Origin of the sequence: Agrobacterium sp. T29 (assembly GCF_006970545.1) — a bacterium.
In the GTDB taxonomy this organism is placed as follows: Bacteria; Pseudomonadota; Alphaproteobacteria; order Rhizobiales; family Rhizobiaceae; genus Agrobacterium; species Agrobacterium leguminum.
The window spans coordinates 1,749,837-1,776,072 of sequence record NZ_CP040641.1; the positions used below are offsets into that span (position 1 = coordinate 1,749,837).

Sequence of the window (26,236 nt, forward strand, 5' to 3'; positions counted from 1 at the left end):
TCGCTTAGGGCGCCTTCACCATATGCGGCTGCCATATCGGCGCCTGTGGCGCGGAAGCGATGCCGAGCTGATCGATGGCGCGGGCGGCGAGCTGGTCGATAATATCGTTGACGCTTTGCGGCCTGTTGTAAAAGGCCGGCACCGGCGGCATGACGATGGCGCCAGCCTCCGTCACCGTACACATGTTGCGCAAATGGATGAGATGCAGCGGCGTCTCGCGCGTCATCAGCACAAGTTTCCGACGTTCCTTCAAATGCACATCGGCGGCGCGGGTAAGGAGATTGTCCGAAAATCCGGTCGCAATGGCCGCGAGCGTCCGCATGGAGCAGGGGGCGACGATCATGGCGGCCGTCGGGAAAGAGCCGCTGGCAATCGCCGCGCCGATATCGTCGATGGAATGATTGACGCCGGCGAGCGAAAACATCCGCCCCATGGCTTGCGCCCCTTTCTCATGCAACACGGTGCGTCTGGCGGATTGCGACAGGACGAGATGGATTTCGACGCTTTTCATCCCGGCAAGGCGCTCGATAATACGCAGGGCGATGCCGGCGCCCGAGGCGCCGGTGACGCCGACCACGACGCGGCACGGGGTCATGGCCGTTCTCCAAGGCCGAGATCGCGCCACATTAGATCGACTTTTGCGATCACGTCAGGCGCCATGGATAGCACGCGGCCCCATTCGCGCTCCGTCTCCGGCGGCAGCTTGCGGGTGGCGTCCAGTCCCATCTTGCCGCCGAGACCGGCTTTAGGAGAGGCGAAGTCGAGATAATCGATTGGCGTATCGTCGATGATCGTCGTATCGCGCGAAGCATCGAAACGGGTGGAAAGCGCCCAGATGACATCCGCCCAGTTGCGCACATCAATGTCGGGATCGACCAGAATGATGAGCTTCACATAGCTGAACTGCGGCAGCATCGACCAAAGGCCCATCATCACCCGCTTTGCCTGTCCCGGGTAACGCTTGTCGATGGATGCGACCATGACGCGGTAGGAACAGGCCTCCGGCGGCATCCACAGATCGACGATTTCCGCAAACTGCTTTTTCACGAGCGGCAGGAAAATCTCGAGCATGGCTTCACCGAGAACCGAAGGCTCATCCGGCGGCCGGCCGGTATAGGTGGAAAGATAGATCGGATCGCGGCGCATGGTGATTGCCGAGAGTGTCATGACCGGGAAGGATTCGACTGAATTATAATAGCCGGTATGGTCGCCATAGGGGCCTTCGAGTGCCGTTTCCGTTGCCGAAACGGTGCCCTCCAGCACGATCTCGGCATTGGCCGGCACCGGCATCGGCACGGTTAAAGCTTTTGCGATGCGGCTTTTCGAGCCGCGCAGCAGGCCGGAGAAGCCAAGCTCGCTGATATGGTCGGGAAGCGGCATCACGGCGGCGAGAATGGTGGCAGGATCGGCCCCAATGGCGACGGTAACGGGCATATCCAGCCCGCGCGCACGCCACAACCGGTGGTGATGCGCGCCGCCGCGATGCGCCAGCCAGCGCATGATCGCCCTGTCCGGTCCCAGCACCTGCATGCGGTAGATGCCGACATTGATATCGTCGGGATCGTCAGGCGAACGGGTGATGACCAGCGGCCAGGTGATGAGCGGGGCCGGCTCGCCCGGCCAGCACCATTGCACCGCCAGGCAGGCAAGATCGACCGCATCACCCGTCAGTACCTTTTCCTGCACCGGCGCGCGCGAGACGTTGCGTGGCCGCATGGAAAGTGCGGCCTTCAGCAAAGGCAGCTTACCCCATGCCTCGGCTATGGATTTCGGTGGCCGTGGCTCGCGCAATTCGGCGAGCTTTTGTCCAAGTGCGGGCAGGCCGCCGGTTTCCAGCCTGAGTCCCCATTCGATGCGCTGCCGCGTGCCGAAAAGATTGGCGAGCAGCGGCATGTCCCGCACCTTGCCCTCATGGTCGACAGGTCGCTCGAACAGCAGCGCGGGTCCGCCATCGGCGAGCACGCGGCGGTGGATTTCGGTGATCTCGTGCACCAGCGAAACCGGCTGGCGAATTCGCCGCAGCTGCCCACGTTCTTCCAGCAGCCGGATGAAACTGCGCAGATCGGCGATGCGGATGGGTCTCGTTTCTGTTGCTTCGTCTCTCATGCCGCCTGTTTGCAGGCGCCAGTGCGTCATGTCCTTGCGCTGCCGCAAATGCGGCTCAGTGCGAACGAAGATAGTCGGCGAGAACCAGGGCGTGGTTGTGTTCGGTATCGTGGGCGGCATAAAGCAGCGTGACCCGGCCCTTCGCCATCAGCTCCTTCATGTGCGCCACGGCATCGGGATTGACCGAAAGCTCCTCATGATAATGCCGGGTGAATTCCTCAAAGCGAGACGGCATATGGGAGAAGTTCTTGCGCAATTCGTTGCTGGGCGCGATTTCCTTCATCCACAGGGAAAGCTTTGCATTTTCCTTGCTCATGCCGCGCGGCCAGAGCCGGTCCACCAGAATGCGCGCGCCGTCATCGTCGCTGGCGGGTTCGTAAATCCGTTTGACCCTTAAATCGGACACGGGCGGCCTCCTTCGCTTGGCAAGTGAATGATTTATAGCGGCTTTTGTGAAGGCGCACCCGAAAATTTCCCTGTCTTTGCGTTCGCTCAAACCGCCACCCGCGCGTTGCGGTTAGGTTGCCGCCCGCAACTGAGCCGACAGGACCTTTCATGAGACCTTTTCCCGCCGCCATCGCCCGCCCCATGAATTTCCTGCCTCTTGCCGTGGTGCAGCGAGCGACGGCGGCGATGCTGGCGCAGATCATGAAGCGGCATCCGGATATGTTCGTCCGGCTCGGTGAACATCGTGGCAAGCGCTACGCCTTTCTGCCCGTCGATCTCCCCTTCGCCTTCATGGTCGAGCCGGCAGGTCCTGCCATCACCGTCAGCCGCAAGGCCCGCCTGCCCAAGACGGACGCGGCGGTCGAGGGACCGCTCTTCATGCTGCTTGCGCTGATGGAGGGGCGGCAGGATGCCGATGCGCTGTTCTTCTCACGCGATCTCAGCGTCACCGGCGATATGGAGGCGATGCTGGCGCTGCGCAATGCGCTCGATGATAGCGGTATCGATCTGCCGCGCGATCTCGGTGCATTTGCCGGACCTTTCGCGCCGATGGTAACGGGCCTTGCGAACCGCCTGCGCGGCCATGTTCTATCCGAAACACGGGGAGGTGAGGCATGGAACTGATCTGTCCCGCGGGAACGCCCGCCGCCTTTCGCGAGGCCGTGGATGCCGGTGCCGATGCCGTCTATTGCGGGTTTCGCGATGAAACCAATGCCCGCAATTTCCCCGGCCTTAATTTTTCCCGCGAGGAACTTGCCGAGGCCATCGTTTACGCGAAAAAGCGCGGTGTCCAGACCTTCGTGGCGCTCAACACCTTCATGCGCGCCGGGCATGAGGATATCTGGTATCGCGGCGCGGCCGATGCCGTGAAGGCGGGGGCGGACGCGCTTATCCTTGCCGATTTCGGCCTGATGGCGCATGTGGCGGAACATCATCCGCAGCAGCGTATCCACGTCTCCGTGCAGGCCTCCGCCTCCAATGCGGACGCGGTGAATTTCCTCGTCGATGCCTTCGGCGCGAAACGCGTGGTGCTGCCGCGCACCCTGACTATCCCCGACATCGCCCGGCTGGCGCGGCAAATCCGCTGTGAGATCGAAATCTTCGTGTTCGGCGGTCTCTGCGTCATGGCGGAGGGACGCTGCTCGCTCTCGTCTTACGCCACAGGCAAGTCACCCAACATGAACGGCGTCTGCTCGCCGGCAAGCCACGTCCGCTACCGGCAGGACGGGCAGGCGCTGGTGTCGGAACTCGGCGATTACACCATCAACCGTTTTCCCGCCGGCGAGGCGGCGGGTTACCCCACGCTGTGCAAGGGCCGTTTCGAGATCGCGGATGACAGGTCCTATGCCTTCGAGGATCCGGTGTCGCTTGACGTGATGGACCAGATCGATGCCTTGCGCGAGGCGGGCGTCAGCGCGCTAAAGATCGAGGGCCGCCAGCGCGGCAAGGCCTATGTGGCGGAAGTGGTTTCCACCCTGCACCGGGCGCTTGCCGCCGGTGCTGAGGAGCGCGGCAGGCTGCTTTCCCGCCTGCGGCTCCTGAGCGAAGGCCAGCGCACCACCGTCGGCGCTTATGAGAAACGCTGGAGATGACGGCGATGGCAAAACCCGCAAAAGCCACATTGGCGCTCGGCCCGGTCCTCTATCTCTGGCAGGGGGAGAAATGGCGCGATTTCTATTTCCGCATCGCCGATGAAGCGCCCGTCAGCCATGTCTATCTTGGTGAAACCGTCTGCTCCAAACGGTTTCATTTCACCGAGCCGCATCTGGCAGAGGTGATCGAGCGGCTGGAGAGTGCCGGAAAACAGGTGATCCTCTCGACGCTTTCGCTGGTGACGCTGGAGCGGGAAAGCCGCCACCTGCGCGGCCTGATCGTCGACAGTCCCTATCCCGTCGAGGCGAACGATCTTTCCGCGCTCGGCATGCTGCACGGCACCCCGCATGTCGTCGGGCCGATGGTGAATGTCTATAATGCCGCGACCGCGCGGTTGCTGTCGTCTCGCGGCGCGAGCGCCATATGCCTGCCGCCGGAACTACCGATGACCTCGGTGGAGCGCATCGTGGCGGAGACACCTGATGTGGACTTCGAAATCTTCGCCTTCGGCCGCCTGCCGCTCGCCATTTCGGCGCGCTGCGCCCATGCCCGCGCCAAGGGCAATATCAAGGATAATTGCCAGTTCGTCTGCGGTGACGATCCGGATGGATTGCCGGTACGCACGCTCGACCGGCAGTCGTTTCTGGCGCTGAACGGCGTGCAGACGGTGTCGCATACCTGCCAGTCGCTGCTTGGCGAATTACAGGATCTGGCCGCCGCCGGCATTTCCCGCTTCCGGCTGTCGCCGCAGGACTGCGACATGGTTGCGGTGGCGCAAATCCATGACGATGTTCTGGCCAGCAGGCGGGAGGCGGAGGACGGTCTTGCACGTCTCGGGCACATCTATCCGGACGTGCCCTTTTCCAATGGTTTTCACCACGGGCAGGAAGGGGCGGCCTGGATCGCCCGCGCCCGCAACACGGCGCACGGGGTGAATGCATGACGACGAACGGGCAAAGCGAGCAAAAGCTGCCCGCAGCCGCACCGGGCGGAGCGGATATCGCGGCGGCAATCCATCTGGTGCGCGATATTGTCTTGCAGAGTGCGCTTGATTGCGGCTGCCGCGACAGGGTGCACGAGGCGCTGCGCGAACTCGAGGATTTCGAGCGCCAGCGCAATATCGTCAAGCTTCTGGCCGCCGCCCGCGAGGAGCGTCGCAAGATCGCGCTCCTGACCGAGATGCTCTGCGATTTCGCCGAAGACGACACGGTGGATCAAGGCGTGGTCGAAACCGCAAGCCTGATGTTTCTCGATATCGCTGCCGCCGCTCAGGAGGGCTCGCGGCTCCTGCGGGACGCGCTCTCACTCAAGAAGGGTGAATAATCCCTGTTTTCGGCCCTGTTTGATCCTGCGCAAAGAGCGAGCGCTTGCAAAATGTCATTTCCGGGTTGGTGACGCGCCGGGACCGGAAGACAGGTCTGAGCGGGCGTCACGCGCATCAGGGCGCTTCCGGCGCGAAAGGATCAGGACCATGGCCCATCTCACCCGTCGTCAGGCTCTTTCGGCCTTTTCCGGGCTCGCGGTCGCGACACTTGCCGCACCGCATGTTGCGAAGGCGGAAGCGCCGCTCACCTTTTATGGCCCTCCGGCCGCACCGTCGGCCGTGCTGGCCCATGCGGTAAAGGGCGGGTTCCTGAAGGATGTCGCACCCGGCGCCGTTTTCAAAGTCTGGAGAACGCCGGATGAAATGCGCGCCGCCGTCGCCTCCGGCTCCATGGGGGCGGTGGTGATGCCGAGCTACGGCGTCGCCAATCTCCATAATCGCGGTCTCGGCCTTGGGCTGTTGAACGTGCTGACCACGGGCCTGCTCTATATCGTTTCGAAAGACGGGACGTTGAACTCCCTGCAAAGCCTTTCCGGCAAGACCCTCGCTTTGCCGTTCAAGAACGACATGCCCGATTTCGTGCTGCGCCGCCTTGTTGCCGAAAACGGCCTGAAGCCCGGCGACATCAAGCTGGAATATGCCGCCTCGCCGCCGGAAGCCGTGCAATTGCTGCTGACGGGACGGGTGGATGCCGCCCTGCTGAGCGAGCCGGCCGCGACCGCCGTGCTCATCAAGGCGAAATCGTTTTTCATGACCGTCCATCGCACCATCGATATTCAGCGGGAATGGGCGAAGGTGGCGGGCAAGGCTGAAATTCCGCAGGCTGGCCTCGCCTTGACTTCGCCGGTCCAGCAAAAACTCGGCAGGGCCGGCATCGAGGCTTTGCAGGACGCCATGGAGACGGCGCTTGCCAGCGCCATGGCCGATCCGAAGATGGCGGCCGATGCGGCCGCCGATGCCTTGGGTTTCCCGCCGGAAATCATCGCGGCCTCCTTCCCGACAAGTCATCTTTGCGCCCTGAAGGCGAGCGCTGCGCGCGCCGATCTCGAGGCGTTCTACGATGAGCTTGCCAAGGCCGACCCGGCAATCATCGGCGGCCGGCGGCCGGATGACGGGTTTTATCTGGTGTAGCAGGCATGAACCGCATTCTCGAAAGTCTTGGCTGGATGGGCCGCTATCTGTGGGCGGGCTGGGCCGGGCTTTCAGGCATTTTCTGTTTTCTCGCCGCCTGGCAGGCCGGGCATGAGATTTATGGCTCCTTCATCCTGCCTTCGCCGGGAGAGACCTTCGCGGCAATGGGGCTTCTGGCGGCGCGGCCGGATTTCTTCGCCATCCTGTCGCAGAGCGCCGTCAGGGCCCTGACCGGCTTTGCCATCGCCGCCGGCATCGGCACGGTAGCGGGCGTGCTGGCGGGCTATTCCTTCGCGGCCATGCGGTTGATGAAGCCTGTCGTCACCGTTCTGCTCGGCGTGCCGCCCATCGGCTGGATCGTGCTGGCGCTCATCTGGTTTGGCTCGTCCGGCGGTACGGCTGTCATGACCGTCATCATCGCCTCGGCCCCCGTGTCCTTTGCCGGTGCGCTGGAAGGTGTCGCCAAGCGGGACCGTCAGCTGGAGGTGATGGCGCAGGCTTTCGGCGCTCCGTGGTTTTACCGGCTGCGCACCGTCACCATGCCGCATGTGCTCTCCTACCTCTTCCCGGCCTGGACGACGACGGCGGGAAGCGCGTGGAAAGTAACCGTCATGGCCGAGCTCCTTTCGAATTCCGGCGGCATTGGCGGCGAACTGGCCACCGCACGCGCGCTGTTCGATATCGCGCAGGTCAGCGCCTGGCTCGCCATCACCGTCGCGCTGGCGCTGCTGACCGATTACGGCCTGCTGCATCTGCTGCGCGAGGCGCTGGAACGCTGGCGCGCCGCCGGGTTGCCATGGGGTGTCAAACGATGAGCGACCGTTCCATCCTGCGTTTCGAACATGTCGGCCACGCCTTTCTCGGCCGCAGCCTGTTCGAGAATTTCGATCTCGGCATAGCGCCGGGGGAAACCGTGGCGCTGCTCGGCCCCTCCGGCAGCGGCAAGACGACGATTTTGCAGATCGCGGCTGGTATCATCGATCCTGTTCGCGGCCGCGTGCATCGCCATTATCGCCGGCAGGGGCTGGTGTTTCAGGAACCGAGGCTGCTGCCGTGGATGACGCTTATCGACAATATCGCCTACGGCCTTGCGGCGGCCGGCATGCCGAAACGGGAGCGGCGCGAAAGGGCGGGCCTTTTTGCGCAGGAGGTCGGTCTGGAGGCGGCGGATTTCGGTAAATATCCGGTGGAACTCTCCGGCGGCATGCGCCAGCGCGCTGGCGTGGCGCGGGCGCTCGCCGTGGAACCGGACATGCTGTTTCTGGACGAGCCCTTCAGCGCCGTCGATGTCGGCCTGCGCCGTCATTTGCAGGAGCTTCTGGTGAGCGCCGCCCGCCGGCGCGGTTTTTCCACCCTTCTCGTCACCCATGATCTTCATGAGGCGTTGCTGGTGGCCGACAGGCTGATCGTGCTCTCCGGCGTCGATGGCCGCGTCATTGCCGCGCATAAGACCGCGGGTTCTCCGGGCCGGCGCATGGCGCGTGCGGTTTTCGACGAAGCGGAACGCCTGTCCGAGAACCCGGCCTTCGCCGAACTGTTTTCGGCAAAGGAGCGGGTACGATGAGGCAGCCCCCCATCCTTTCCGAAGCCCTGCGGCTGTTTTTCCCTCTGGCCGCCCTGCACGGCGCGGGCTGGCCCTTCCTGTGGATCGTCATCGGTGGTTATGCCCTGCCTTTCGCCGATGCGGTGCCTGCATCGCAATGGCACGCCCATGAAATGATCTTCGGCACCTATGGCATGGCGCTTGCCGGTTTCCTTGGCTCGGCGGTGCCGGAATGGACGGATACGAAGCCGGCGCAGGGACGAACGCTGCTTCATCTTGCCGGTCTCTGGCTGCCGGGCCGCCTTATCGGCCTTCTCGGGATGGAGGCAGGAAGCCTGTTTGCAGGTTTTTTCGATCTCGCCTTTCTGCTCGCGCTCTCGATTCTCATCGGCAGGGCGATGCTGGCGCGGCGCACGGTGAAACACCTGACGTTCCTCGTCTGGCTTCTTCTGTTTACGGCGGCTGAAGCGGGTGTGCGTTATGCCTGGTGGAGCGGCGATCTCGAACTTGCATCCCGCTTTCTGGAAGCGGCGCTGTGCATTTTCACCGTGCTGTTTTCACTTTCCGCCGCACGTATCAATGTGGTCGTCATCAATCTGGCGCTCGATCCCGGCGGCGAGACCACGCCTTACCGGCCGCATCCCGGCCGCCAGCATATGGCAGGCGCCATGGTGACGCTTTACATGGCGGCGAAGCTTTTCTTTCCGCAGAGCGATGTCTGCGCCTGGCTTTCGCTTGCGGCCGGCGCCGCCTTTTTTGACCGGCTGGCCGAATGGTTCATCGGGCGTGCCGTCTTCAAGACCGAGGTGCTGTTGCTTGGCCTCGGCAACGCCTTTGCGGGCGCGGGTTTTCTGGCGCTCGGCGCGACACGGCTCGGTTTTCCCGTCACGCCCGCCGCAGGGCTGCATCTGCTGTCGGTCGGGGCGTTGGGATGCGCCGTCATGGCCGTCTTCATCATTGCCGGGCTGCGGCATACGGGCCGCAATCTGACGCATCTCCCATGGCAGGCGCATGCGGCCGCCGTTCTGATGGCGATGGCCGGTCTGGTCCGCATCCTGCCGGAATTCGATTTTGCCGCAACATTATCGCCCTATCACCATGGCCTCAGCGCCGTTTTGTGGGCGGCGAGCTTCGGGGTCTGGTTGCAGGGCTTCCTGCCTTTCATGTGCGCGCGTGGCATCGATGAGGCGGGCGCATGCGGATGAGAGAGACCTTGCCCCGCTGCGCCGACATCACTGTTCCGGCGAATTTGTTTATTTTTTCGGCAAAAGCATAATGTGAAATCAGTGACTTAGAGGAGGGATATTGATGAATGTTAGTTTTGATAAATAATCAATAAAATCAAATGGTTGAACATATTTTCTTTTTGGTCGATTATCACTCCAACCGAATAGGGAAACGCGAATATGCCTAAAATAGTCGCGCCTCAACACGCAGATGAAAAGCCAAGCCGGACGAAGGAACTTGTGACCTTCGCCGTTCTGGCCTTCGGAATCTGGCCCATTCTGGCGGTCGGATTTGTCGGAGCCTATGGCTTTATCGTCTGGATGTTCCAGATCATTTACGGCCCGCCGGGGCCGCCCGGACATTGAGGGCGAGATGATGATGGAAGTCTCTCTCAGCCGGCGCGATTTTTTGCGCGGCGGGCAAAAAAATAGACCACGCACCTGTCCCCCCGGGGTCGCGTTGAGTGACCTCGCCGCGTGCAGCGGTTGCGCAAAATGCGTCGAGGCCTGTCCCACCGGCATCATTGTCATGGCGGACGGTTTGCCTTCGGTGGATTTCTCCGTCGGGGAATGCACCTTCTGCGGCAAATGCGCGGAGGCCTGTCCCGAACCGGTCTTTGCCGCCCCCGCGGCGCAGCGCTTCGATCATGTCATGGCGATCGGTGAGCGGTGTCTCGCCTTCGGCAATATCGATTGTCAGGCCTGCCGCGATGCCTGCCCGACCGAGGCCATCCGGTTTCGGCCCCGCCGTGGCGGCCCCTTCGTTCCGGAACTGCTGGAAGATGCCTGCACCGGTTGCGGGGCCTGCGTGTCCGTCTGTCCCGCCAGTGTGATCGAGATCAAAGAGAGAGCCACGGAGATGCAATATGCCTGAAAATACAGGCCGGTATCATGTTTCAAGCGCCGTGGTGGCGGTGATGCCGCAGATGCGGGACGCCGTGCTGGCAACGCTTTCAACGCTCGACAATGTCGAGGTTCATGGCGAGGGCAACGGCAAGATCGTCATCGTCATAGACGGCACGAGCACCGGCATGCTGGGCGATACGCTCACTTATATTTCGACACTCGACGGTGTGATTGCCGCCAACATGGTTTTCGAACACGTCGACACAGAGGAGACAAGCGGCGATGAGCAGCGAACTGACGCGGCGTGATCTATTGAAGGCCCATGCCGCCGGCATTGCGGCGGCAACGGCGGGCATTGCGCTGCCGGCCGCCGCCCAGCCGGTGCCGGGCGGGGTTTCCGCATTGCAGATCAAGTGGTCCAAGGCGCCCTGTCGTTTCTGCGGCACGGGCTGCGGCGTCATGGTCGGCGTCAAGGAAGGCAAGGTCGTCGCCACCCATGGCGACATGCAGGCGGAGGTCAATCGCGGCCTCAACTGCATCAAGGGCTATTTCCTGTCCAAGATCATGTATGGCAAGGACCGCCTGCAAACCCCGCTTCTGCGCAAAAAAGGCGGCGTCTACGCCAAGGACGGCGAGTTCGAGCCGGTGAGCTGGGATGAGGCCTTCGACGTGATGGCGCAGCAGTGCAAGCGGGTGCTGAAGGAGAAGGGACCGACGGCCGTGGGCATGTTCGGCTCCGGCCAGTGGACGATCTTCGAAGGCTACGCCGCAACCAAGCTGATGCGCGCCGGCTTCCGCTCCAACAATCTCGATCCCAATGCCCGCCACTGCATGGCGTCCGCCGCTTACGCCTTCATGCGCACCTTCGGCATGGACGAGCCGATGGGCTGTTACGATGATTTCGAACATGCCGATGCCTTCGTGCTCTGGGGTTCGAACATGGCGGAGATGCATCCCATTTTGTGGACGCGCATTGCCGACCGGCGCCTGGGCTTCGACCATGTGAAGGTGGCGGTGCTTTCGACCTTCACCCATCGCAGCATGGACCTTGCCGATATTCCGATGGTCTTCAAGCCGGGCACGGATCTCGTCATCCTCAATTACATCGCCAACCACATCATCAAGACCGGGCGCGTCAACGAAGACTTCGTGAAGAACCACACGAAATTCGTGCGCGGTGTCACCGATATCGGTTATGGCCTGCGGCCCGACAATCCAGTGGAGGTGAATGCCGCCAATTCCGCCGATCCGACCAAGACCGAAGCGATCGATTTCGAGACCTTCAAGGAATTCGTCTCCGAATATACGCTGGAAAAGACCGCCGCCATGACCGGCGTGGAAGCCGGTTTCCTGGAGGAGCTGGCCGAGCTTTATGCGGACCCGAACCGCAAGGTCATGTCGCTGTGGACCATGGGGTTCAACCAGCATGTGCGCGGCGTCTGGGCCAACCAGATGGTCTACAACATCCATCTTTTGACCGGAAAGATTTCCGAGCCGGGCAACAGCCCGTTCTCGCTCACCGGCCAGCCCTCGGCCTGCGGCACGGCGCGCGAGGTGGGCACCTTCGCCCATCGCCTGCCGGCCGACATGACGGTGACCAACCCGGAACACCGCAAACATGCCGAGGAAATCTGGCGCATCCCGCACGGCATCATCCCGGAAAAGCCGGGTTACCACGCCGTGCAGCAGGACCGCATGCTGCATGACGGCAAGCTGAATTTCTACTGGGTGCAGGTCAATAATAACGTCCAAGCCGGCCCCAACACCAAGAACGAGACCTATCAGGGCTATCGCAACCCGGAAAACTTCATCGTTGTTTCGGATGCCTATCCGACCATCACGGCCATGAGCGCCGACCTCATCCTGCCCGCCGCCATGTGGGTGGAGAAGGAAGGGGCCTATGGCAATGCCGAGCGGCGCACCCATGTCTGGCACCAGCTTGTCGAGGCCTCGGGCGAGGCGCGTTCCGACCTCTGGCAACTGGTGGAGTTCTCCAAGCGCTTCACCACGGATGAGGTGTGGCCGGCGGAGATACTGGACGCCAATCCCGCCTATCGCGGCAAGACGCTGTACGAGGTGCTCTTCAAGGACAGCGATGTCGGCAAATTCCCGTTAAGCGAGATCAACGGCGAATACGAAAACCAGGAAGCAAAACACTTCGGCTTCTATCTGCAAAAGGGTCTCTTCGAGGAATATGCCGCCTTCGGGCGCGGCCACGGTCATGATCTGGCGCCTTACGATGCCTATCACGAGGTGCGCGGCATGCGCTGGCCGGTGGTGGATGGCAAGGAAACGCTGTGGCGTTACCGCGAAGGTTACGACCCCTATGTCAAACCGGGCGAGGGCGTGAAGTTCTACGGCAACAAGGACGGCAAGGCGGTCATCATCGCCGTGCCCTACGAGCCGCCGGCGGAATCCCCGGATGCGGAATTCGATACCTGGCTGGTGACGGGTCGCGTGCTGGAACACTGGCATTCCGGCTCCATGACCATGCGCGTGCCGGAACTCTACAAGGCTTTCCCCGGCGCCCGCTGTTTCATGAATGCCGACGATGCGCGCAAGCGAGGGCTCAATCAGGGCGCGGAAATCCGCATCGTTTCGCGCCGTGGCGAAATACGCTCCCGCGTGGAAACGCGCGGCCGCAACCGCATGCCGCCCGGTGTCATCTTCGTTCCCTGGTTCGATGCCAGCCAGCTCATCAACAAGGTGACGCTCGACGCAACCGATCCCATCTCCAAGCAGACGGATTTCAAGAAATGCGCAGTCAAGATAGAGCCGGTCGCATGATCAGGAAACACGGATGGATGATCGCCGCTTTCGTTGTTGCGACGGTGGCGACGGGGGCCGTTGCGCAGATGGTGCCGGAATTGTCCGGCCCGCGCGGCGATGCCATGCAGACCGAACCTGCGAAACCCCTGCCGAAATGGGTGATCGACGATTTCAGGCGCATGCGCGCCTATCCGGAGCAGCCGCCGGTCATCCCGCATTCGATCGACGGTTACCAGCTTTCGGTCAACGCCAACCGCTGTCTCTCCTGTCACAAGCGCGAATTCACGCAGGATTCCGGCGCGCCGATGATCAGCGTCACCCATTACATGACGCGCGAAGGCCAGATGCTGGCGGATGTTTCGCCACGCCGTTATTTCTGCACGGCCTGCCACGTGCCGCAGGCCGACACACGGCCGCTCGTGCCCAACACCTTTCAGGACATGAGCGAGATGGGCGTCAAACCGGCGGGTAGCGAATGATGATCGCCCGTGTGAAAAAACTTCTCGCCTGGCTCTGGGCGGTTCTGACGACACCGGCCGGCACGCTCAGCCTCGCGTTTCTCACCCTTGGCGGATTCGTCGGCGGGGTCATGTTCTGGGGCGCCTTCAACACCGCGCTTGAGATGACCAACAAAGAAGCCTTCTGCATTTCCTGCCATGAGATGCGCGCGAATGTTTATGAGGAACTGACGCGGACGGTGCATTTCTCCAACCGCTCCGGTGTGCGCGCCTCCTGCCCGGATTGCCATGTGCCGCATGAGTGGACGGACAAGATCGCCCGCAAGATGCAGGCCTCGAAGGAGGTCTGGGGCAAGATTTTCGGCACCATCGACACGCGCAAGAAGTTTCTCGACAAGCGGCTGGAGCTTGCCCAGCACGAATGGTCGCGCCTGAAGGCTAATGACAGCCTGGAATGCCGCAACTGCCATTCCGCCGCCGCCATGGACTTTACCAAACAGACGCAGCGCGCCGCCGATATCCATTCCAAATATCTGCTGACGGGCAAGGCCACCTGCATCGATTGCCATAAAGGCATCGCCCATGAATTGCCCAATATGGAAGGCATAGACCCCGGCTGGAAAATGCCGCCGGCACTCAACGATCAACCGGGGCCGACGGCCTCTGCCGTCGATGACCTGCGGCGCGCGATGACGGATGTGCACCGGAACGTTTTCTGATCGTCTGAAAAAAAACGCCGTGCATCCCCTCGGGCGCACGGCGTTTTCGTCAGTAGAACCGGATCGCGGCTGTCGCGACGATCCGGTTGCCAATATGTCTGTGGCTTAGCCGATCTTCACATTGTCATCGCGCTTGATGGCGATGAGGGCCGAGCGTGGCAGCTTGCCTTCGCCATCCGGGAAGGGGGCGTCAGGGTGCTGGATGCCGACGAAGTGGGTGCGCTTGTCGCCGGACCATGTCTGGCCGGTGACTTCGGAACCCTTCGGGGCGGTGAGGAAACGCTCGATACGGCCGGTGGCCGGGTCGCCCGCCAGCATCTGGTTGTTGCCCTGGCCGGCGAAGTTGCCTTCATTGGTGTCCTCGCCATCGGTCTGGATCCAGAGCAGACCGGTGCTATCGAACATCATGCCGTCAGGCGAGTTGAACATGTTGCCTTCGTTGATGTTCGAAGAACCCGCATAGGCGTCTTTGTGGACGGAAGGGTTGCCGGCCATGCAGAACAGGTCCCACTTGAACTTGCCGTCCGCATGGTCGTCATTTTCCGGATACCAGCGCACGATCTGGCCGTATTCGTTCTTTTCGCGCGGGTTGGCGGCATTGATCGCCATGGCGTCGCCGCCGGCATTGGCGCGCAGCTTGCCGTCCTTCATTTCGCCGCGGCGGCTGTTGTTGGTCAGCGCGCAATAGGCTTCGATGGCGACCGGGTTGATGGCGACCCATTCCGGGCGGTCCATGGTCGTTGCGCCCACCTTGGAAGCGGCTTGACGGGTGAAGACGCAGATTTCGTCGATCTTCATGCCGGTGGTTTCAGGCGTCAGGGCGAGCCATTCGCCGGCGCCGTCATCGGAGAACTTCGCGACGTAGAGCGTGCCTTCGTCGAGCAGCTTCGAGGTGTCGCCGCCCGGCACGTAGATGCCGTTGGAGACGAATTTATAGAGGAACTCGCCACGCTCGTCGTCACCCATGTAAACGACGACACGGCCATCGCGGGCGATGACCACGGCGGCGTTTTCGTGCTTGATGCGGCCGAGCGCGGTGCGCTTGATCGGGGTGGAGGAGGCGTCCGAAGGGTCGATCTCGACCACGTAACCGGCGCGGCGCGGTTCGTTGGGGTTCTTGGCGACGTCGAAACGCGCGTCGAACTTCTCATAGGCGTAGCGGGTTTCGGCGACGATGCCGTAACGCTTGTAATCGTCAGGCAGCTTGAAGGCGGCGTCGGTGGTGCCGAAATAGCCGTTGAAGTTTTCTTCGCAGGTGAGGTAGGTGCCCCACGGCGTGCGGCCGGCGCCGCAATTGTTGAAGGTCCCGAGACAGTCGACACCCTTCGGGTCGGCGGCGGTCTTGACGAGATCGGAGCCTGCGGCCGGGCCGGAAAGCTTCATCGGCGTATTGTGGTGGATACGGCGGTTGAAGGGGCTGTCGAGAACGATCTTCCAGCCGTCCTTGTCTTCCGCGACTTCCATGACGGTGACGCCCTGCATGTTCTGCAGGATTTTCACGTCGTCGGCCGTCTTCGGGTTGCCCTTGTCAGTGTGCGGCAGGTTGATTTCGGGGTTCACATATTCATGGTTGACGGCGATCAGCTGGTGGCTGCCGACCACGAAGAGTTCCATGCCGTCGGTGTTCTCGCCGAAGACCTTGTCGGAGTTTTCAACGCTGACGCCCTTGGCGGGGTCGAGATCGGGAACGTTGGAGAACAGCGGCTGGCCCCATTTCGCCAGCGGCTTCCAGTTATAACCTTCCGGGACATGGATGGTGTTGTCGGTGGCGGCGGCAACCGGCTTGAAGGGGAAACGGCCGGCGGCGGCTTCCTGCGCTTCGGCCGAGGTGCTGCTCATCAGGTTGCCGAGCGTGCCCATGGCGGCCGCGGCCGAACCGAAGGCAAGCACGCCGCCGAGAAAGCCGCGGCGGGAAATCGCGGTTTCGACGACGCGGTCGAAATCGGTTTCGGCCGGCGGCGGGTTCTGCAGTTCGTCCCACTCGTCCCAGGACAATTTGCTCGTATCGATGTCGGTCATAGTCTGTCTCCACCGTTGCTTGTTTGGAATCATTCCAGCAAGGTGCCTACCGTCCCAATATTTCATGCGGATGACGGAAAGGGCAGTATCGGCGGTCATTTTCCCTGCGCCGGGGCCGCTTTTTTCGTCAGCGCCCGATCAGGATGCGGGTGACGAGAAAACCGTCGAGGCGGCAGAAGCGGAAGGGAATCTCCGTTCCCCTGCGCCATTCGCCGCCTATGTCGGCGGTCAGCCGCAGCGAGGCCGAGCCGTTGTCGTCTAAGCCGGATAATTCGGCCGCGTCGAAAAAGAAAAAACGTTTCACTGTCGGATAAAGCGCCTTGAACAGGCTTTCCTTGGCCGAGAAAATCAAGCCAGTCATGAAGGGATCGATGTCATTCCCGAGGCTGTGGCGTTCGTTTGCCGTCAGGGCCTGCGCGGCGATATCGCCGGCCTCCTCCTCGGTCAGAAGCCTTTCGATATCGATGCCGATGCCGCGGAACCGCCCGGAAGAGCCGGCAAGGGCAATCGCCCGCTCATGGCAGTGGGAAATCGCGCCGATCACACCCTCTGGCCAGATCGGCGCGCGGTCCTCACCCATGCCGGGAAAGGTGGAGCGGCCGGTGAGGCGGCGGATGGCTTCTGCCGCGCATCTGCGCCCGGCGATGAACTCCGCCTTGCGTTTGGGCAGGGCGCGCAAAAGCTGCGGCGGCAAGGGAGGGACCTCGCCGCCGCAACCCTCATCGGCGCTGTAACGAAGGGTGAGGCAATGGCAATCGCCGCTGTCGTCCGGCCAAGGCCAGATGGCCTCCGGTGGATCGCCGGAGACGGCTTTGCGATGAAACGCCGTTGCAATGGCCATGTCCGTCACCTTCATCCAGCGGCCTAGATCATGATGAGAGCGGGATGGCGAAACCGCTCACGCTTTTCGCTCTCCGGCTCCCGTTCAGGCCGCAAGCGTTGCGCCGCCATCGACGACGATCTGCTGCATCGTCACATGGCCGGCCTGATCGGAGGCGAGGAACAGCACCGTATCGGCGATATCGTCCGGCCTCGCGATCTTGCCGAGCGGAATGCCGAGCTTGAACTGCTCGGGCAGGCCGGCGACCAGCCGGTCCTTGCCGGCGGGATCGCTCAACATGCCGGCAAGCATCGGCGTATCGGTGGAGCCGGGTGAAACGACGTTGCAGCGCACGCCATAGGGGGCAAGCTCAAGGGCGGCGCAATGGCTGAGGCTGACCAGCGCCGCCTTGGAAGCGCAATAGGCCATCATGCCGATGCGCGGCACGACGGCGGCATTGGAGCCGACATTGACGATTGCGCCGCGCCGCTGCCGCTTGAAGGTGCTGCTCCATTGCCGCAGCATATAGAACGGTCCGGCGGCATTGACATCCATGCAGGCTTTCCAGTCCGCCGGCGTCAGGCTTTCGCTGTCGCCGAGCCGCAATATGCCGGCGGTATTGACCAGAATATCGAGGCCGCCCCATTCGCTCTCGATCGCTTTGCAGACCGTCTCCACTGCCGCCGCGTCGGTGATGTCGAGCGCGATCTGGCGGAAGGGAGCCCCCACTGTGTCGGCCAGAAGGTCGAGGCCGATGACCTCGGCCCCTTCCTCGATGAAACGTTCGGCGATGCGGCGGCCGATGCCCTGGGCCGTGCCCGTCACCAGCACACGCCGCCCGGTAAATCTCTGTTGCGTCATCTTGTCCGTCCGCTCAGGCTGCGAGCCGCTTTTCTTCGATCAGCGCCCACCAGGCGGAAAGTGTCGGCACACGGGCCAGCTCATCGAAGCCGACGGTGACACCGCGTTCCTTCAATTCGCCGGCGAGCTTCATCACCTGCAGCGAATCCAGCCCGTAGAAGATGAGGTTTTCATCGGGGTCGATATCGCTTTCATCCTCCACCATCTGCAGGACGCGGGCTTTCAGCCATTCGCGGGTGCCGGTGGCCTCGCCTGCACCGACAAGGCTTGCGGTGTCGATCACCACGCCGCAGCGCGTCGCCACATATTGCAGCGCCATGCGGTGTTCGGCCTCGGAAAAATCGGCGACGCCGTCACCGATCATGAAGGGCTGAATATCCTTCATGAAGGCTTCCACCGCCGTCATCATGCAGCCGATATGGGCGTAAACGCCGCCGACGATGATCTGGTCGCGGCCCCAGCCTTTCATGCGCTCAGCAAGGTCGGAACGCTGGAAGGCGCTGTAGCGCCATTTGGTCAACACCACGTCGTCGGGCGTCGGCGCGAGCTTGTCGACCACCTTCTGCAATTCGGGATCGACGACGGTGAGCCCCGGTCCCCACATGTCGTTCAGGAGCGCGCGGTCGCCGGGCGGCTGGTTATGCGGCTGGGCGGTATAGATGACCGGCACACCGTTCTCTACGGCCCATGCCTTCACCTTGGCGAGATTGTCGATGAGGGTGGTCATCAGCTTGCCGTCGGCCTCGTAGAACCGCAGGAAATAACGCTGCATGTCGTGGATGAGAAGCACGGCGCGTTTCGCATCGGGCTGCCATTTTGTCTTGTTGGCCGGAAAGCTCGCGGCGACCGGCATCGGATAGTCGGAAATGGTGGGGATCGTCATGATGACCTCGGTTTTTTGCTGCGCCGGCTCGGGCGGCGCGTAATCTTTGGAATGGGGACGCCCTTTTGAGCGTCCCTTTCGATTGGCGCTGCGTGTCAGGCGCTGATGGCGACGGGGGCTGTCAACAAGTCGCGAAGGCGCTTCTTGTCGATCTTGCCGACGGCGGTGAGCGGCATGGCCTCGATGAAGCGCACGCGGTCCGGCAGCTTGTAATCCGCGACGCCGAGACCGGCGAGATGCTGGCGGATGGCCGGCGCCTTGAGCGCGGGATTGCGGGATACGACGAAGACGCAGCTTTTTTCGCCGAGAAGCTCGTCCTGCATCGCCACCAGCGCCGCATGCGTCACATCCGGATGCCGCAGGATGAGGTTTTCGACCTCCTCCGAAGCGACCTTTTCGCCGCCGCGATTGATCTGGTCCTTCACCCGGCCAACGACCCGCAGATAACCTTCGGGCGTGCGCTGCACGACATCGCCGGAATAATAGAAGCCGTCCTTGTCGAAGACCCGGGCGCTGTGTTCGGGCGCGCGGTAATAGCCCCGGAACGTATAGGGGCCACGGGTCGCCAGCATGCCGGCTTCGCCCTCGGGCACGTCGTTGCCGTCCTCGTCGACGATGCGGATTTCGTCATCCGGGCTGATCGGCCGGCCTTGCGTGGTGAAGACGATATGGTCGGGGTCACCGAAGCGGGTGTAGTTCACCAGACCTTCCGCCATGCCGAACACCTGCTGCAGGTCGCAGCCCAGCACCTCCGGCACCTGGCGGGCGAGCGCTTCGGCGAAGCTTGCGCCCCCGACCTGCAGGAGTTTGAGCGATTTCAGCCGTTCGCGATGGGCGGGAGCTGCCTGCAGCCACAGCGCCACCGCCGGCGGCACCAGCGGCACGATATCGACGCCGTGTTTTTCGATCAGATCGAAGCAGGCAAGCGGCTCCGGATTGGCGGCCATGACCACCGTACCGCCGGCGTGGAACACACCGAGCGCGCCGGGCGAACTCATCGGGTAGTTATGCGCCACCGGAATGGCGCAGAGGAAGCGGGTCTGCGGCGAAAGTTCGCAAATCTCCGCGCTGGCCCGGGCGCTGTAGTCGTAGTCGTTATGCGTCCGGGGGATCAGTTTCGGCGTTCCGGTGCTGCCGCCGGAAAGCTGGAACAGCGCCACCTCATCGGCGGCGGAAGGGGCGTAAGCCGGTGGATTTTCGGCCGGGGCGGCCAGCTTCTGCTCCAGGCTGCGCTGCGGATCGGTTTCGCCGAGCAGCAGGGTCAGGGCAAGCTTTGGAGAGGCCGCCTTCAGCGCCTCCACAAATGTGTCATCGGCGAAAAGCTCGTGCCTGCGCGAGGCGATCACCAGCTTCGGCGCGATCTGCTCCGCATAGGATGTCATTTCCAGCCGGCGATGGCTGAAAAGCGCGTTGACGGGGGCGGCGCCGATTTTGATGAGCGCGAAAAAGACGAGATAGAACTCGGCTATGTTCGGCAACTGCACCAGCGCCGTATCACCCCTGCCGATGCCTGCGGCGGAGAGATGTCCGGCCAGATTGGAGGATTGCCGGTCGAGATCGGCATAGCTGAAACGACGGTCGCCGCAGATCAGCGCTGTGGCGTCCGGCCGGCGCTCCACCTGTTCGGCGAGAATGCCGCTCAGCGGCCGGTCGATCCAGTAGCCGCGTTCGCGGTATCGGCGAACGAAATCCTCGGGCCAGCGTTGGAATTCGATTGTCATGGTTTGTCCCTGGAAAAATTAGGCCGCAAGACCGCAGGCGTTCAGCATGGTCTTGAGCTTGGTCTGCACCTCGGCCCATTCGGATTCGGGCTCCGAGGCCTCCACGATGCCCGCGCCGGCGAAGAGCCGCACGGTTTCCCGCTGCACGGTGCCGCAACGGATGGTCACCACCCATTCGCCATTTCCTTGCGAATCCGTCCAGCCGACCATGCCGGTGAAGAGGCCACGCTCGAAAGGTTCGACGAAGCGTATGAGGCGATGGGCGCGCTCGGTGGGGAAGCCGCAGACGGCTGGCGTCGGGTGCAGCAGGCAGGCAAGCTGCAGCGCATTGGTTTCCGGATCGGCGAGACGGCCTTCGATGCGGGTCGAAAGATGCCAGAGTGCCGCCGTGTTGATGAGGGAGGGTTTTTCGGGAACATCGAGTTCCGCGCAGACCGGCGAAAGCAGCGAGCGGATATCCTCGATGACGAGGCTATGCTCGTAATGGTCTTTTTCCGAAGCCGAAAGCCGATCCGCATTGGCCTTGTCCGCCGCCGGATCGACCATGCGTTTTGCCGATCCCGCCAGCGGGTTCGAGATGATTTTCTCGCCCTGCTTGCGAATCAGAAGTTCCGGGCTGACGCCGATCAGGTCGCCGCCATCGGGCAGCGGAATGCGGAACTGGTAACCTTCGCGGTTCTGTTTGGCGAGGCTCGCCAGCAATCTTTCGACATTGACCTCGGAGGCGAAAGTCAGTTCACGCATGACGGAAAGCACCGCCTTGCGGACTTCGGAATGGCGGAAATTGACGATGGCATGTTCGACGGCATGCTTGAAACCGCTCTCGTCCGGCAGGCTGTTCTGGCCGACAAGGGCGGGCATGGCCGAATCGGCGACGATCGGCTCCGCATCCTTGGAATTCCATTCATAGTTGTATGGAATATACAGGCATGAAGGTTCGCTGACATCGAAGGGGATCGCGCCGATGGCGATGGGGTTCTCCTGTCCCTCCCGCTGCGCACGCTCGAAGGCGACGGCCAGTGCCTGCTGCAGCGGGCTGGCAATGTCTTCGCCGCCCCGGGCGGGAATCGCTATCTTTTCGCGAATGCCCTTGGCGCGCAATTGCCCGCTGCCGGAAGTAAACAGAAATTCTCTATTAAATTCAGTAATTTCGTCGGATTCGACGTCATTCGTCCTGAGTGCTCCCGTTTTCATGGGATGCCTCCTGTGCGAGTGGTTGACGATGGCTTATACTTGAGTATGCTAATCATGTTTTGTCAACCGGTTCAAATTCACATGCTAAATTTAACCCCCATGCAGGTGGCCTATTGGGTCGGCCGCGAGGCGGATGGAATACTCGGGAAAGTTACGCCGCATCTCTACCTCGAATTCGACGGGCAGGCGGTGGATGCGGAAAAACTGGCCGTTGCCGTGGAAAGGCTCTGCCGGCGTCACCCCATGCTGAGCCTCAGGATCGATGCTGAAGGCGATCAGTCCGTCGATCCTGCCGGCCGGCCGCTCCGCCTCGATGTGGAGGACATGGCCGCGCTCGATTCGGAGGCGCTTGCACGCCGTCTTGAGGCGAAGCGCGAGGAATGGAGCCATCGCTGGGCCGATCTACGCATTGCCGCACCGGCGGCGATCTCGCTCAGCCTGTTGCCGGAGGGACGTTGCCGTCTGCATGTGGACACAGACATGCTGGCCGTCGATCCGGCCAGCGTGCGGATCGTGATGGAAGACCTTGCCCGCTTTTACGAGACGGCGTCAGGCGCGGACGAAACCCGGACTTTCGAATCAGTGACCCCGTCGTTTTTCGACTGGGCGGAACGTCTCATGTTCGATCCGGACTTGAGGGGCTTGCGCGAAAGGGACCGCCTGTGGTGGCGGCAACGGCTTGCCGATGTTCCGGACGCTCCGCCGCTGCCGTTTCTGTCCGATGACCCCTCGCGCGCCGTTCACACGGACCGGCTCGCCACGCTGCTTTCTGCGGCCGAGCGTAGCAGCCTGGAGCGGACAGCGCGGCGTTTTTCCGTGACGACATCGACCCTTCTGCTCGGCGTTTTCGCACTGGCGCTGTCGCAGGCGTCGGGGGCGGAAAAATTCCGGCTTTCCGTGCCGGGTTTCTGGCGCGCGCCGCTGGTGCAAGGGGTCGATGAGATCGTCGGCGAATTTTCCAACGTGCTCGTGCTCGGCGTCGACATCAGGTCTGAAGAAACGCTCGAGGCGCTGCTTGGTCGGCTGTTCGATGAGATGAACGGGCTTCTCGCGCACCAGTCCTATCCGGGTGTCAGCGTCATGCGCGATCTCTCCCGCCAGCGCGGTGGTTTGCAGACCTCGCCGGTGGTTTTCACCGCTGGGGTCGATCTTCCGGGTGGGGAGCTGTTTTCGGAAAGGATCGGGCGGGTGTTCGGTCCGATGGTCCACACCGTCTCGCAGGGGCCGGGGGTGGCGCTGGATGCGCAGGTGGCGGCGGTGGATGGCGGGTTGCTGATCAACTGGGATGTGCGGCTCGATGTGCTGCCGGAACGCTGGCTGCGCGCCTTGTTCGAAACCTACGTCGCTCTTCTTCGCCGGATTGCCGAAAGCCCCGATCTTGTTTGCGAAAGCGTGGCGCGATTGGTCGCGCAGCGGCCGGAAACGGCAGCCGAGGCAAAAGGAAAACCCATGGAACGTCCCCTCTCACCCCTGCAACAGGCCTATCTGCTCGGGCGCGGCACCCATCTGCCGCTGAGCGGCGTGGCGATGCAGGAGTTCCGCGAATATCGCGGCGATATCGACCCGGAACTGCTGCGGTCGCGGCTTGCCGCGATGGTCGCGAGACATGAAAGCCTGCGCACTCGCATCGATGAGCGACGGCTGGTGCAGATGGTCTCCGATGAGCCGAAGATCAATCTCGATCTCGTCGATCTTTCGGCCCTGTCTGTTCCGCAAGCCGAGGCAAGGATCGACGCGGTGCGACGGGATTTCTCCCATGCACATTTCGATCTCGCAGCCTCGCCATGGCAGGTCACGGTGTTTCTTATGCCGGATGCCGGGCCGACGGGGCATAAGATCGTGGTCTTCCTGCGTTTCGACGCGCTTATCCTTGATGGGCGGGCCATTGCCAGTCTCGCGGCGGAACTCTTCGAAGGCGTCGTGCCGCCGGAAGCCGCCGTAACGGTCGGAACGCCGAAGGAGGATATTTCGGCGGCCCGTTCCGGGGATGCCGCCTATTGGGCTGAAAAGTTGAAAGATGCCGAGGTGCCCTCGCAACTGCCGTGGAAAGCACCGCTCGAAACCATTCCCACCTCGCGTTACAGCCGCCAGAGCCTGACTGTCGAAAAACAGCGTTTCACCGCCTTTTCACGCATCGGTGCGAAAGAGCGGCTGTTCAAAAATTCGGCGCTGACGGCCGTTATCCTCGATGTGCTCTCGCTCTGGCTCAACGAAGGCGCGCTCGTCGTCGGCATTCCCGTCGCGCCGCAGGTGGAAGGCGCCTTCGCCAACCGCTCCAGCTTCATCGCCGTCCAATGGGATGCGGCCAAGAATAGCTTTGCGGAGCGGGCGGCGGGCCTCCAGACGGATGTGCTGGAAGGGCTGAACCATCTCGCCTTTTCGGGTATCGATCTCAATCGTGTGCTTCTCAATGCCAATCCGGGCGGGCTCGCCTTGCCGGTGGTGATCACCAACGGTCTGACCTGGCCGACGCTTTCATCCGAATCGACGATGCAATGGACCGGCGGGCTTACCCAGACGCCGCAGGTGGCGCTGGATTTCCGCTTTTCGCAGAATCCGCAGGGCGATCTCGTGCTCGATATCGATTATGCCGAGCAGGCGATCGATGCGGCGACGGTGGCGGATATTCTCGCGGCCATCGAGCGCGCGATTGTCGCGATCGCCGATAGCGGCGCTTTCTCCTTCAACGCACGCGATATTGTCGACCTGTCTCACTACCGGCTGAACGGCGACGAAGGAAACTTCGTCTGCCCGCCATTTCTGGAACGGATCGCCGGCCATCTTTTCGAGGGCGACCCGTCGCGCACGGCGCTCGTCAGCGGCAAGCGACGTATCTCCTATGGCGAACTCGGTCAGATGGTGGCAGGGGCGATGGCGGGCCTCAGGGCGCGCGGCATCGGCCGTGGCGATGTCGTGGCCGTGTGCCTGCCGCGCAGCCCGGAACATACGGCCATCACGCTCGCCGCGGCGTTGATGGGTGCGGTCTGGGTGCCGGTCGATGCCGGCTCGCCGGAAGATCGCCTGCGCTACCTGCTGACCAATTGCCGCCCGGCGATCATCGTCGCCCGCAGCGTTCCGCAGGGTTTCGACGCTGTCGATCCGGCGGCGCTTCTGTCCGCGCCCGCACCGGCCGGCGCACCCGTTACCATGGCGGAGGTGGCGGCGCTTTCCCGAAGCGAGGAGCCTGCTTATTATCTCTACACGTCCGGCACGACGGGCAAACCGAAATGCGTCGTGCTTTCCAACCGCGCCACGGCCAATGTCGTTGGCAGTACGCTTGCGGAATGGGCGGTGACGGATGGCGATGTGTTCATCTCCGTCACGCCGCTGCATCACGACATGTCCGTCTTCGATGTTTTCGGCGCGCTCGTCGCGGGAGCGACCCTGGTGTTGCCGGAACCGGGAGAGGAAAAGGATGCGGTGCGCTGGAACGAGCTGGTGGCCGAACATGGCGTCACGCTCTGGTGCTCGGTGCCGGCCATCCTCGAAATGCTTCTCTCCTGCCGCCGTGGCGACCAGCTTGCTTCGCTCCGGCTCGTGGCGCAGGGCGGCGATTACATCAAGCCGATGATCGTCGAAGAGCTTCGCCGGCTGAAGCCCGGCCTGCGGCTGATATCGCTCGGCGGGCCGACGGAAACCACGATCTGGAGCATCTGGCACGAGATCGCTGCCGAAGATGTGGCGGCCGTGCCCTATGGCCACCCGCTGCCCGCCAATCGTTATTTCGTCCTCAACGATCAGGGCGGCCATTGCCCGGCCGGTGTCGTCGGCCGCATCCATACGGCCGGCGTGAATGTGGCAATCGGCTATTTAGAAGATGGCGCGATTACCCAGACGGATTTCGTGACGGTTGCCGATCCGGAAGGAAACCCCGTGCGCGCCTTCCGCACCGGAGACCGGGGCCGTTACCGGCCGGATGGCAAGATCATGTTTGCCAGCCGCGTCAATGGTTACGTCAAGGTGCGCGGCGTGCGCGTTTCGCTGCCGGATGTGGAAAACGAGCTTATCCGCCATCCTTCCATCCAGCGCGTTCTGGTGGTGGATTACGGCGTCGAACAAAAGGGCGAGGCGGCCATCGGCGTGCTGTACGTCGTTGCGCCGGGCCTTGAACTCTCGACCGCCGATCTGCGCAATTTTGCCCGCCAGCATCTGCCGGAATCGCATGTGCCCGGCCGGTTTCTCAAGGTCGACGATCTGCCGCTCTCGGCCAATGGCAAGCCGGATCGCCGTCGCGCCCGCGAATTGCTGACAGGTGCTGCGGAACCGGCAAAAATCTCCGCCCCTGCTGCTCCCGCCGTCGATCAGGGCGACCGCCGGGTGCTGGATATCTATCTCGGCGTGCTGGGTAAAAAACCGGCGAATGTGGATGCGAACAGCGACCTGCTGGCGCTCGGTCTTCTGCCTTCGCATCTGAAAACCGTTTCGGCTGAAATCCGCACTGCCTTCGGCGTGGAGCTCACACCGCAGCAGCTTCTGCGGTGCCGCAACGCCAGACAGGTGACTTCGCTCCTGGCCGCCCGGGCGGCGTGAACCCAATCATTTCGGGCGGCACTTCGCGCCCGATAACGGAAATTGT

The 26,236-nt window shown here is 62.6% G+C and carries 24 protein-coding genes; 15 read left to right on the top strand and 9 right to left on the bottom strand.

Annotated features, from left to right (window positions below):
* Window positions 1-4: 4 nt before the first annotated feature.
* Genes FGF54_RS23115 through FGF54_RS23125 form a run of 3 tightly spaced genes read right to left on the bottom strand, consistent with a single transcriptional unit; the run spans window position 5 to window position 2,512 of the window.
* On the bottom strand, window positions 5-595 hold the full coding sequence (locus FGF54_RS23115; protein WP_142781282.1) for a UbiX family flavin prenyltransferase: 591 nt from the start codon (window positions 593-595) through the stop codon (window positions 5-7).
* Window positions 592-2,106 (bottom strand): UbiD family decarboxylase, encoded by a 1,515-nt coding sequence (locus FGF54_RS23120; RefSeq protein WP_168208222.1) that lies wholly within the window; start codon window positions 2,104-2,106, stop codon window positions 592-594. Before FGF54_RS23120 ends, FGF54_RS23115 begins: the two co-directional genes overlap by 4 nt.
* 55 nt (window positions 2,107-2,161) lie before the next feature.
* A complete protein-coding gene (locus FGF54_RS23125; RefSeq protein ID WP_142781284.1) occupies window positions 2,162-2,512 on the bottom strand; it encodes a DUF488 domain-containing protein in 351 nt (116 codons plus the stop codon).
* A 149-nt stretch (window positions 2,513-2,661) separates the two neighbouring features.
* Here FGF54_RS23125 and FGF54_RS23130 point away from each other — a divergent pair, with 149 nt between their 5' ends.
* The 14 genes from FGF54_RS23130 (at window position 2,662) to FGF54_RS23195 (ending at window position 14,162) form a co-directional block, all read left to right on the top strand.
* Window positions 2,662-3,177, top strand: coding sequence for an SCP2 domain-containing protein (locus FGF54_RS23130; protein WP_142781285.1), 516 nt, complete (start codon window positions 2,662-2,664; stop codon window positions 3,175-3,177).
* Entirely contained in the window at window positions 3,168-4,145 is a 978-nt protein-coding gene (locus tag FGF54_RS23135) for a peptidase U32 family protein (protein WP_065655256.1), read from the top strand. Before FGF54_RS23130 ends, FGF54_RS23135 begins: the two co-directional genes overlap by 10 nt.
* A gap of 5 nt (window positions 4,146-4,150) precedes the next feature.
* Window positions 4,151-5,089, top strand: coding sequence for a U32 family peptidase (locus tag FGF54_RS23140; RefSeq protein WP_142781286.1), 939 nt, complete (start codon window positions 4,151-4,153; stop codon window positions 5,087-5,089).
* Window positions 5,086-5,469: a hypothetical protein gene (locus FGF54_RS23145; RefSeq protein ID WP_142781287.1), complete on the top strand. Its 384-nt coding sequence runs from the start codon at window positions 5,086-5,088 to the stop codon at window positions 5,467-5,469. The genes FGF54_RS23140 and FGF54_RS23145 overlap by 4 nt, the downstream gene beginning before the upstream one ends.
* Before the next feature lie 148 nt (window positions 5,470-5,617).
* Entirely contained in the window at window positions 5,618-6,601 is a 984-nt protein-coding gene (locus tag FGF54_RS23150) for an ABC transporter substrate-binding protein (protein ID WP_142781288.1), read from the top strand.
* 5 nt (window positions 6,602-6,606) lie between these two features.
* Entirely contained in the window at window positions 6,607-7,416 is an 810-nt protein-coding gene (locus tag FGF54_RS23155) for an ABC transporter permease (protein ID WP_125146449.1), read from the top strand.
* On the top strand, window positions 7,413-8,165 hold the full coding sequence (locus FGF54_RS23160; RefSeq protein WP_142781289.1) for an ATP-binding cassette domain-containing protein: 753 nt from the start codon (window positions 7,413-7,415) through the stop codon (window positions 8,163-8,165). Before FGF54_RS23155 ends, FGF54_RS23160 begins: the two co-directional genes overlap by 4 nt.
* A complete protein-coding gene (locus FGF54_RS23165; RefSeq protein ID WP_142781290.1) occupies window positions 8,162-9,349 on the top strand; it encodes an NnrS family protein in 1,188 nt (395 codons plus the stop codon). Before FGF54_RS23160 ends, FGF54_RS23165 begins: the two co-directional genes overlap by 4 nt.
* Window positions 9,350-9,550: 201 nt before the next feature.
* Window positions 9,551-9,736 (top strand): periplasmic nitrate reductase, NapE protein, encoded by a 186-nt coding sequence (gene napE / locus FGF54_RS23170; RefSeq protein ID WP_031234042.1) that lies wholly within the window; start codon window positions 9,551-9,553, stop codon window positions 9,734-9,736.
* Between the two features lie 7 nt (window positions 9,737-9,743).
* Window positions 9,744-10,244: a ferredoxin-type protein NapF gene (locus FGF54_RS23175; protein ID WP_142781291.1), complete on the top strand. Its 501-nt coding sequence runs from the start codon at window positions 9,744-9,746 to the stop codon at window positions 10,242-10,244.
* Window positions 10,237-10,524, top strand: a complete 288-nt coding sequence (locus FGF54_RS23180) for a chaperone NapD (RefSeq protein WP_003520944.1) — start codon at window positions 10,237-10,239, stop codon at window positions 10,522-10,524. The genes FGF54_RS23175 and FGF54_RS23180 overlap by 8 nt, the downstream gene beginning before the upstream one ends.
* Window positions 10,499-13,003, top strand: coding sequence for a periplasmic nitrate reductase subunit alpha (gene napA / locus FGF54_RS23185; protein ID WP_078053271.1), 2,505 nt, complete (start codon window positions 10,499-10,501; stop codon window positions 13,001-13,003). Before FGF54_RS23180 ends, napA begins: the two co-directional genes overlap by 26 nt.
* Entirely contained in the window at window positions 12,973-13,464 is a 492-nt protein-coding gene (locus FGF54_RS23190; protein WP_065655264.1) for a nitrate reductase cytochrome c-type subunit, read from the top strand. Before napA ends, FGF54_RS23190 begins: the two co-directional genes overlap by 31 nt.
* A 2-nt stretch (window positions 13,465-13,466) precedes the next feature.
* Complete coding sequence (locus tag FGF54_RS23195) at window positions 13,467-14,162, top strand: cytochrome c3 family protein (RefSeq protein WP_305765078.1); 696 nt, start codon at window positions 13,467-13,469, stop codon at window positions 14,160-14,162.
* A 105-nt stretch (window positions 14,163-14,267) separates the two neighbouring features.
* Here the strand turns inward: FGF54_RS23195 and FGF54_RS23200 are convergent, their stop codons facing one another.
* The 6 genes from FGF54_RS23200 to FGF54_RS23225 form a co-directional block, all read right to left on the bottom strand.
* Complete coding sequence (locus FGF54_RS23200) at window positions 14,268-16,181, bottom strand: PhoX family phosphatase (protein WP_142781293.1); 1,914 nt, start codon at window positions 16,179-16,181, stop codon at window positions 14,268-14,270.
* A gap of 127 nt (window positions 16,182-16,308) precedes the next feature.
* Window positions 16,309-17,022 carry a 4'-phosphopantetheinyl transferase gene (locus tag FGF54_RS23205; RefSeq protein WP_142781294.1) on the bottom strand — a complete coding sequence of 238 codons (714 nt, stop codon included), beginning with the start codon at window positions 17,020-17,022 and terminating at the stop codon, window positions 16,309-16,311.
* Window positions 17,023-17,106: 84 nt separating this feature from the next.
* Window positions 17,107-17,862: a 2,3-dihydro-2,3-dihydroxybenzoate dehydrogenase gene (gene dhbA / locus FGF54_RS23210; RefSeq protein WP_142781295.1), complete on the bottom strand. Its 756-nt coding sequence runs from the start codon at window positions 17,860-17,862 to the stop codon at window positions 17,107-17,109.
* A gap of 13 nt (window positions 17,863-17,875) precedes the next feature.
* Window positions 17,876-18,745, bottom strand: a complete 870-nt coding sequence (locus FGF54_RS23215) for an isochorismatase (protein ID WP_142781296.1) — start codon at window positions 18,743-18,745, stop codon at window positions 17,876-17,878.
* A gap of 95 nt (window positions 18,746-18,840) precedes the next feature.
* On the bottom strand, window positions 18,841-20,466 hold the full coding sequence (locus FGF54_RS23220) for a (2,3-dihydroxybenzoyl)adenylate synthase (RefSeq protein WP_142781297.1): 1,626 nt from the start codon (window positions 20,464-20,466) through the stop codon (window positions 18,841-18,843).
* 18 nt (window positions 20,467-20,484) lie between these two features.
* A complete protein-coding gene (locus FGF54_RS23225) occupies window positions 20,485-21,660 on the bottom strand; it encodes an isochorismate synthase MenF (protein ID WP_142781298.1) in 1,176 nt (391 codons plus the stop codon).
* A gap of 81 nt (window positions 21,661-21,741) precedes the next feature.
* On the opposite strand from FGF54_RS23225, the gene FGF54_RS23230 reads away from it, so the two are divergent.
* Window positions 21,742-26,190, top strand: a complete 4,449-nt coding sequence (locus FGF54_RS23230) for an amino acid adenylation domain-containing protein (protein ID WP_142781299.1) — start codon at window positions 21,742-21,744, stop codon at window positions 26,188-26,190.
* Window positions 26,191-26,236 lie beyond the last annotated feature (46 nt).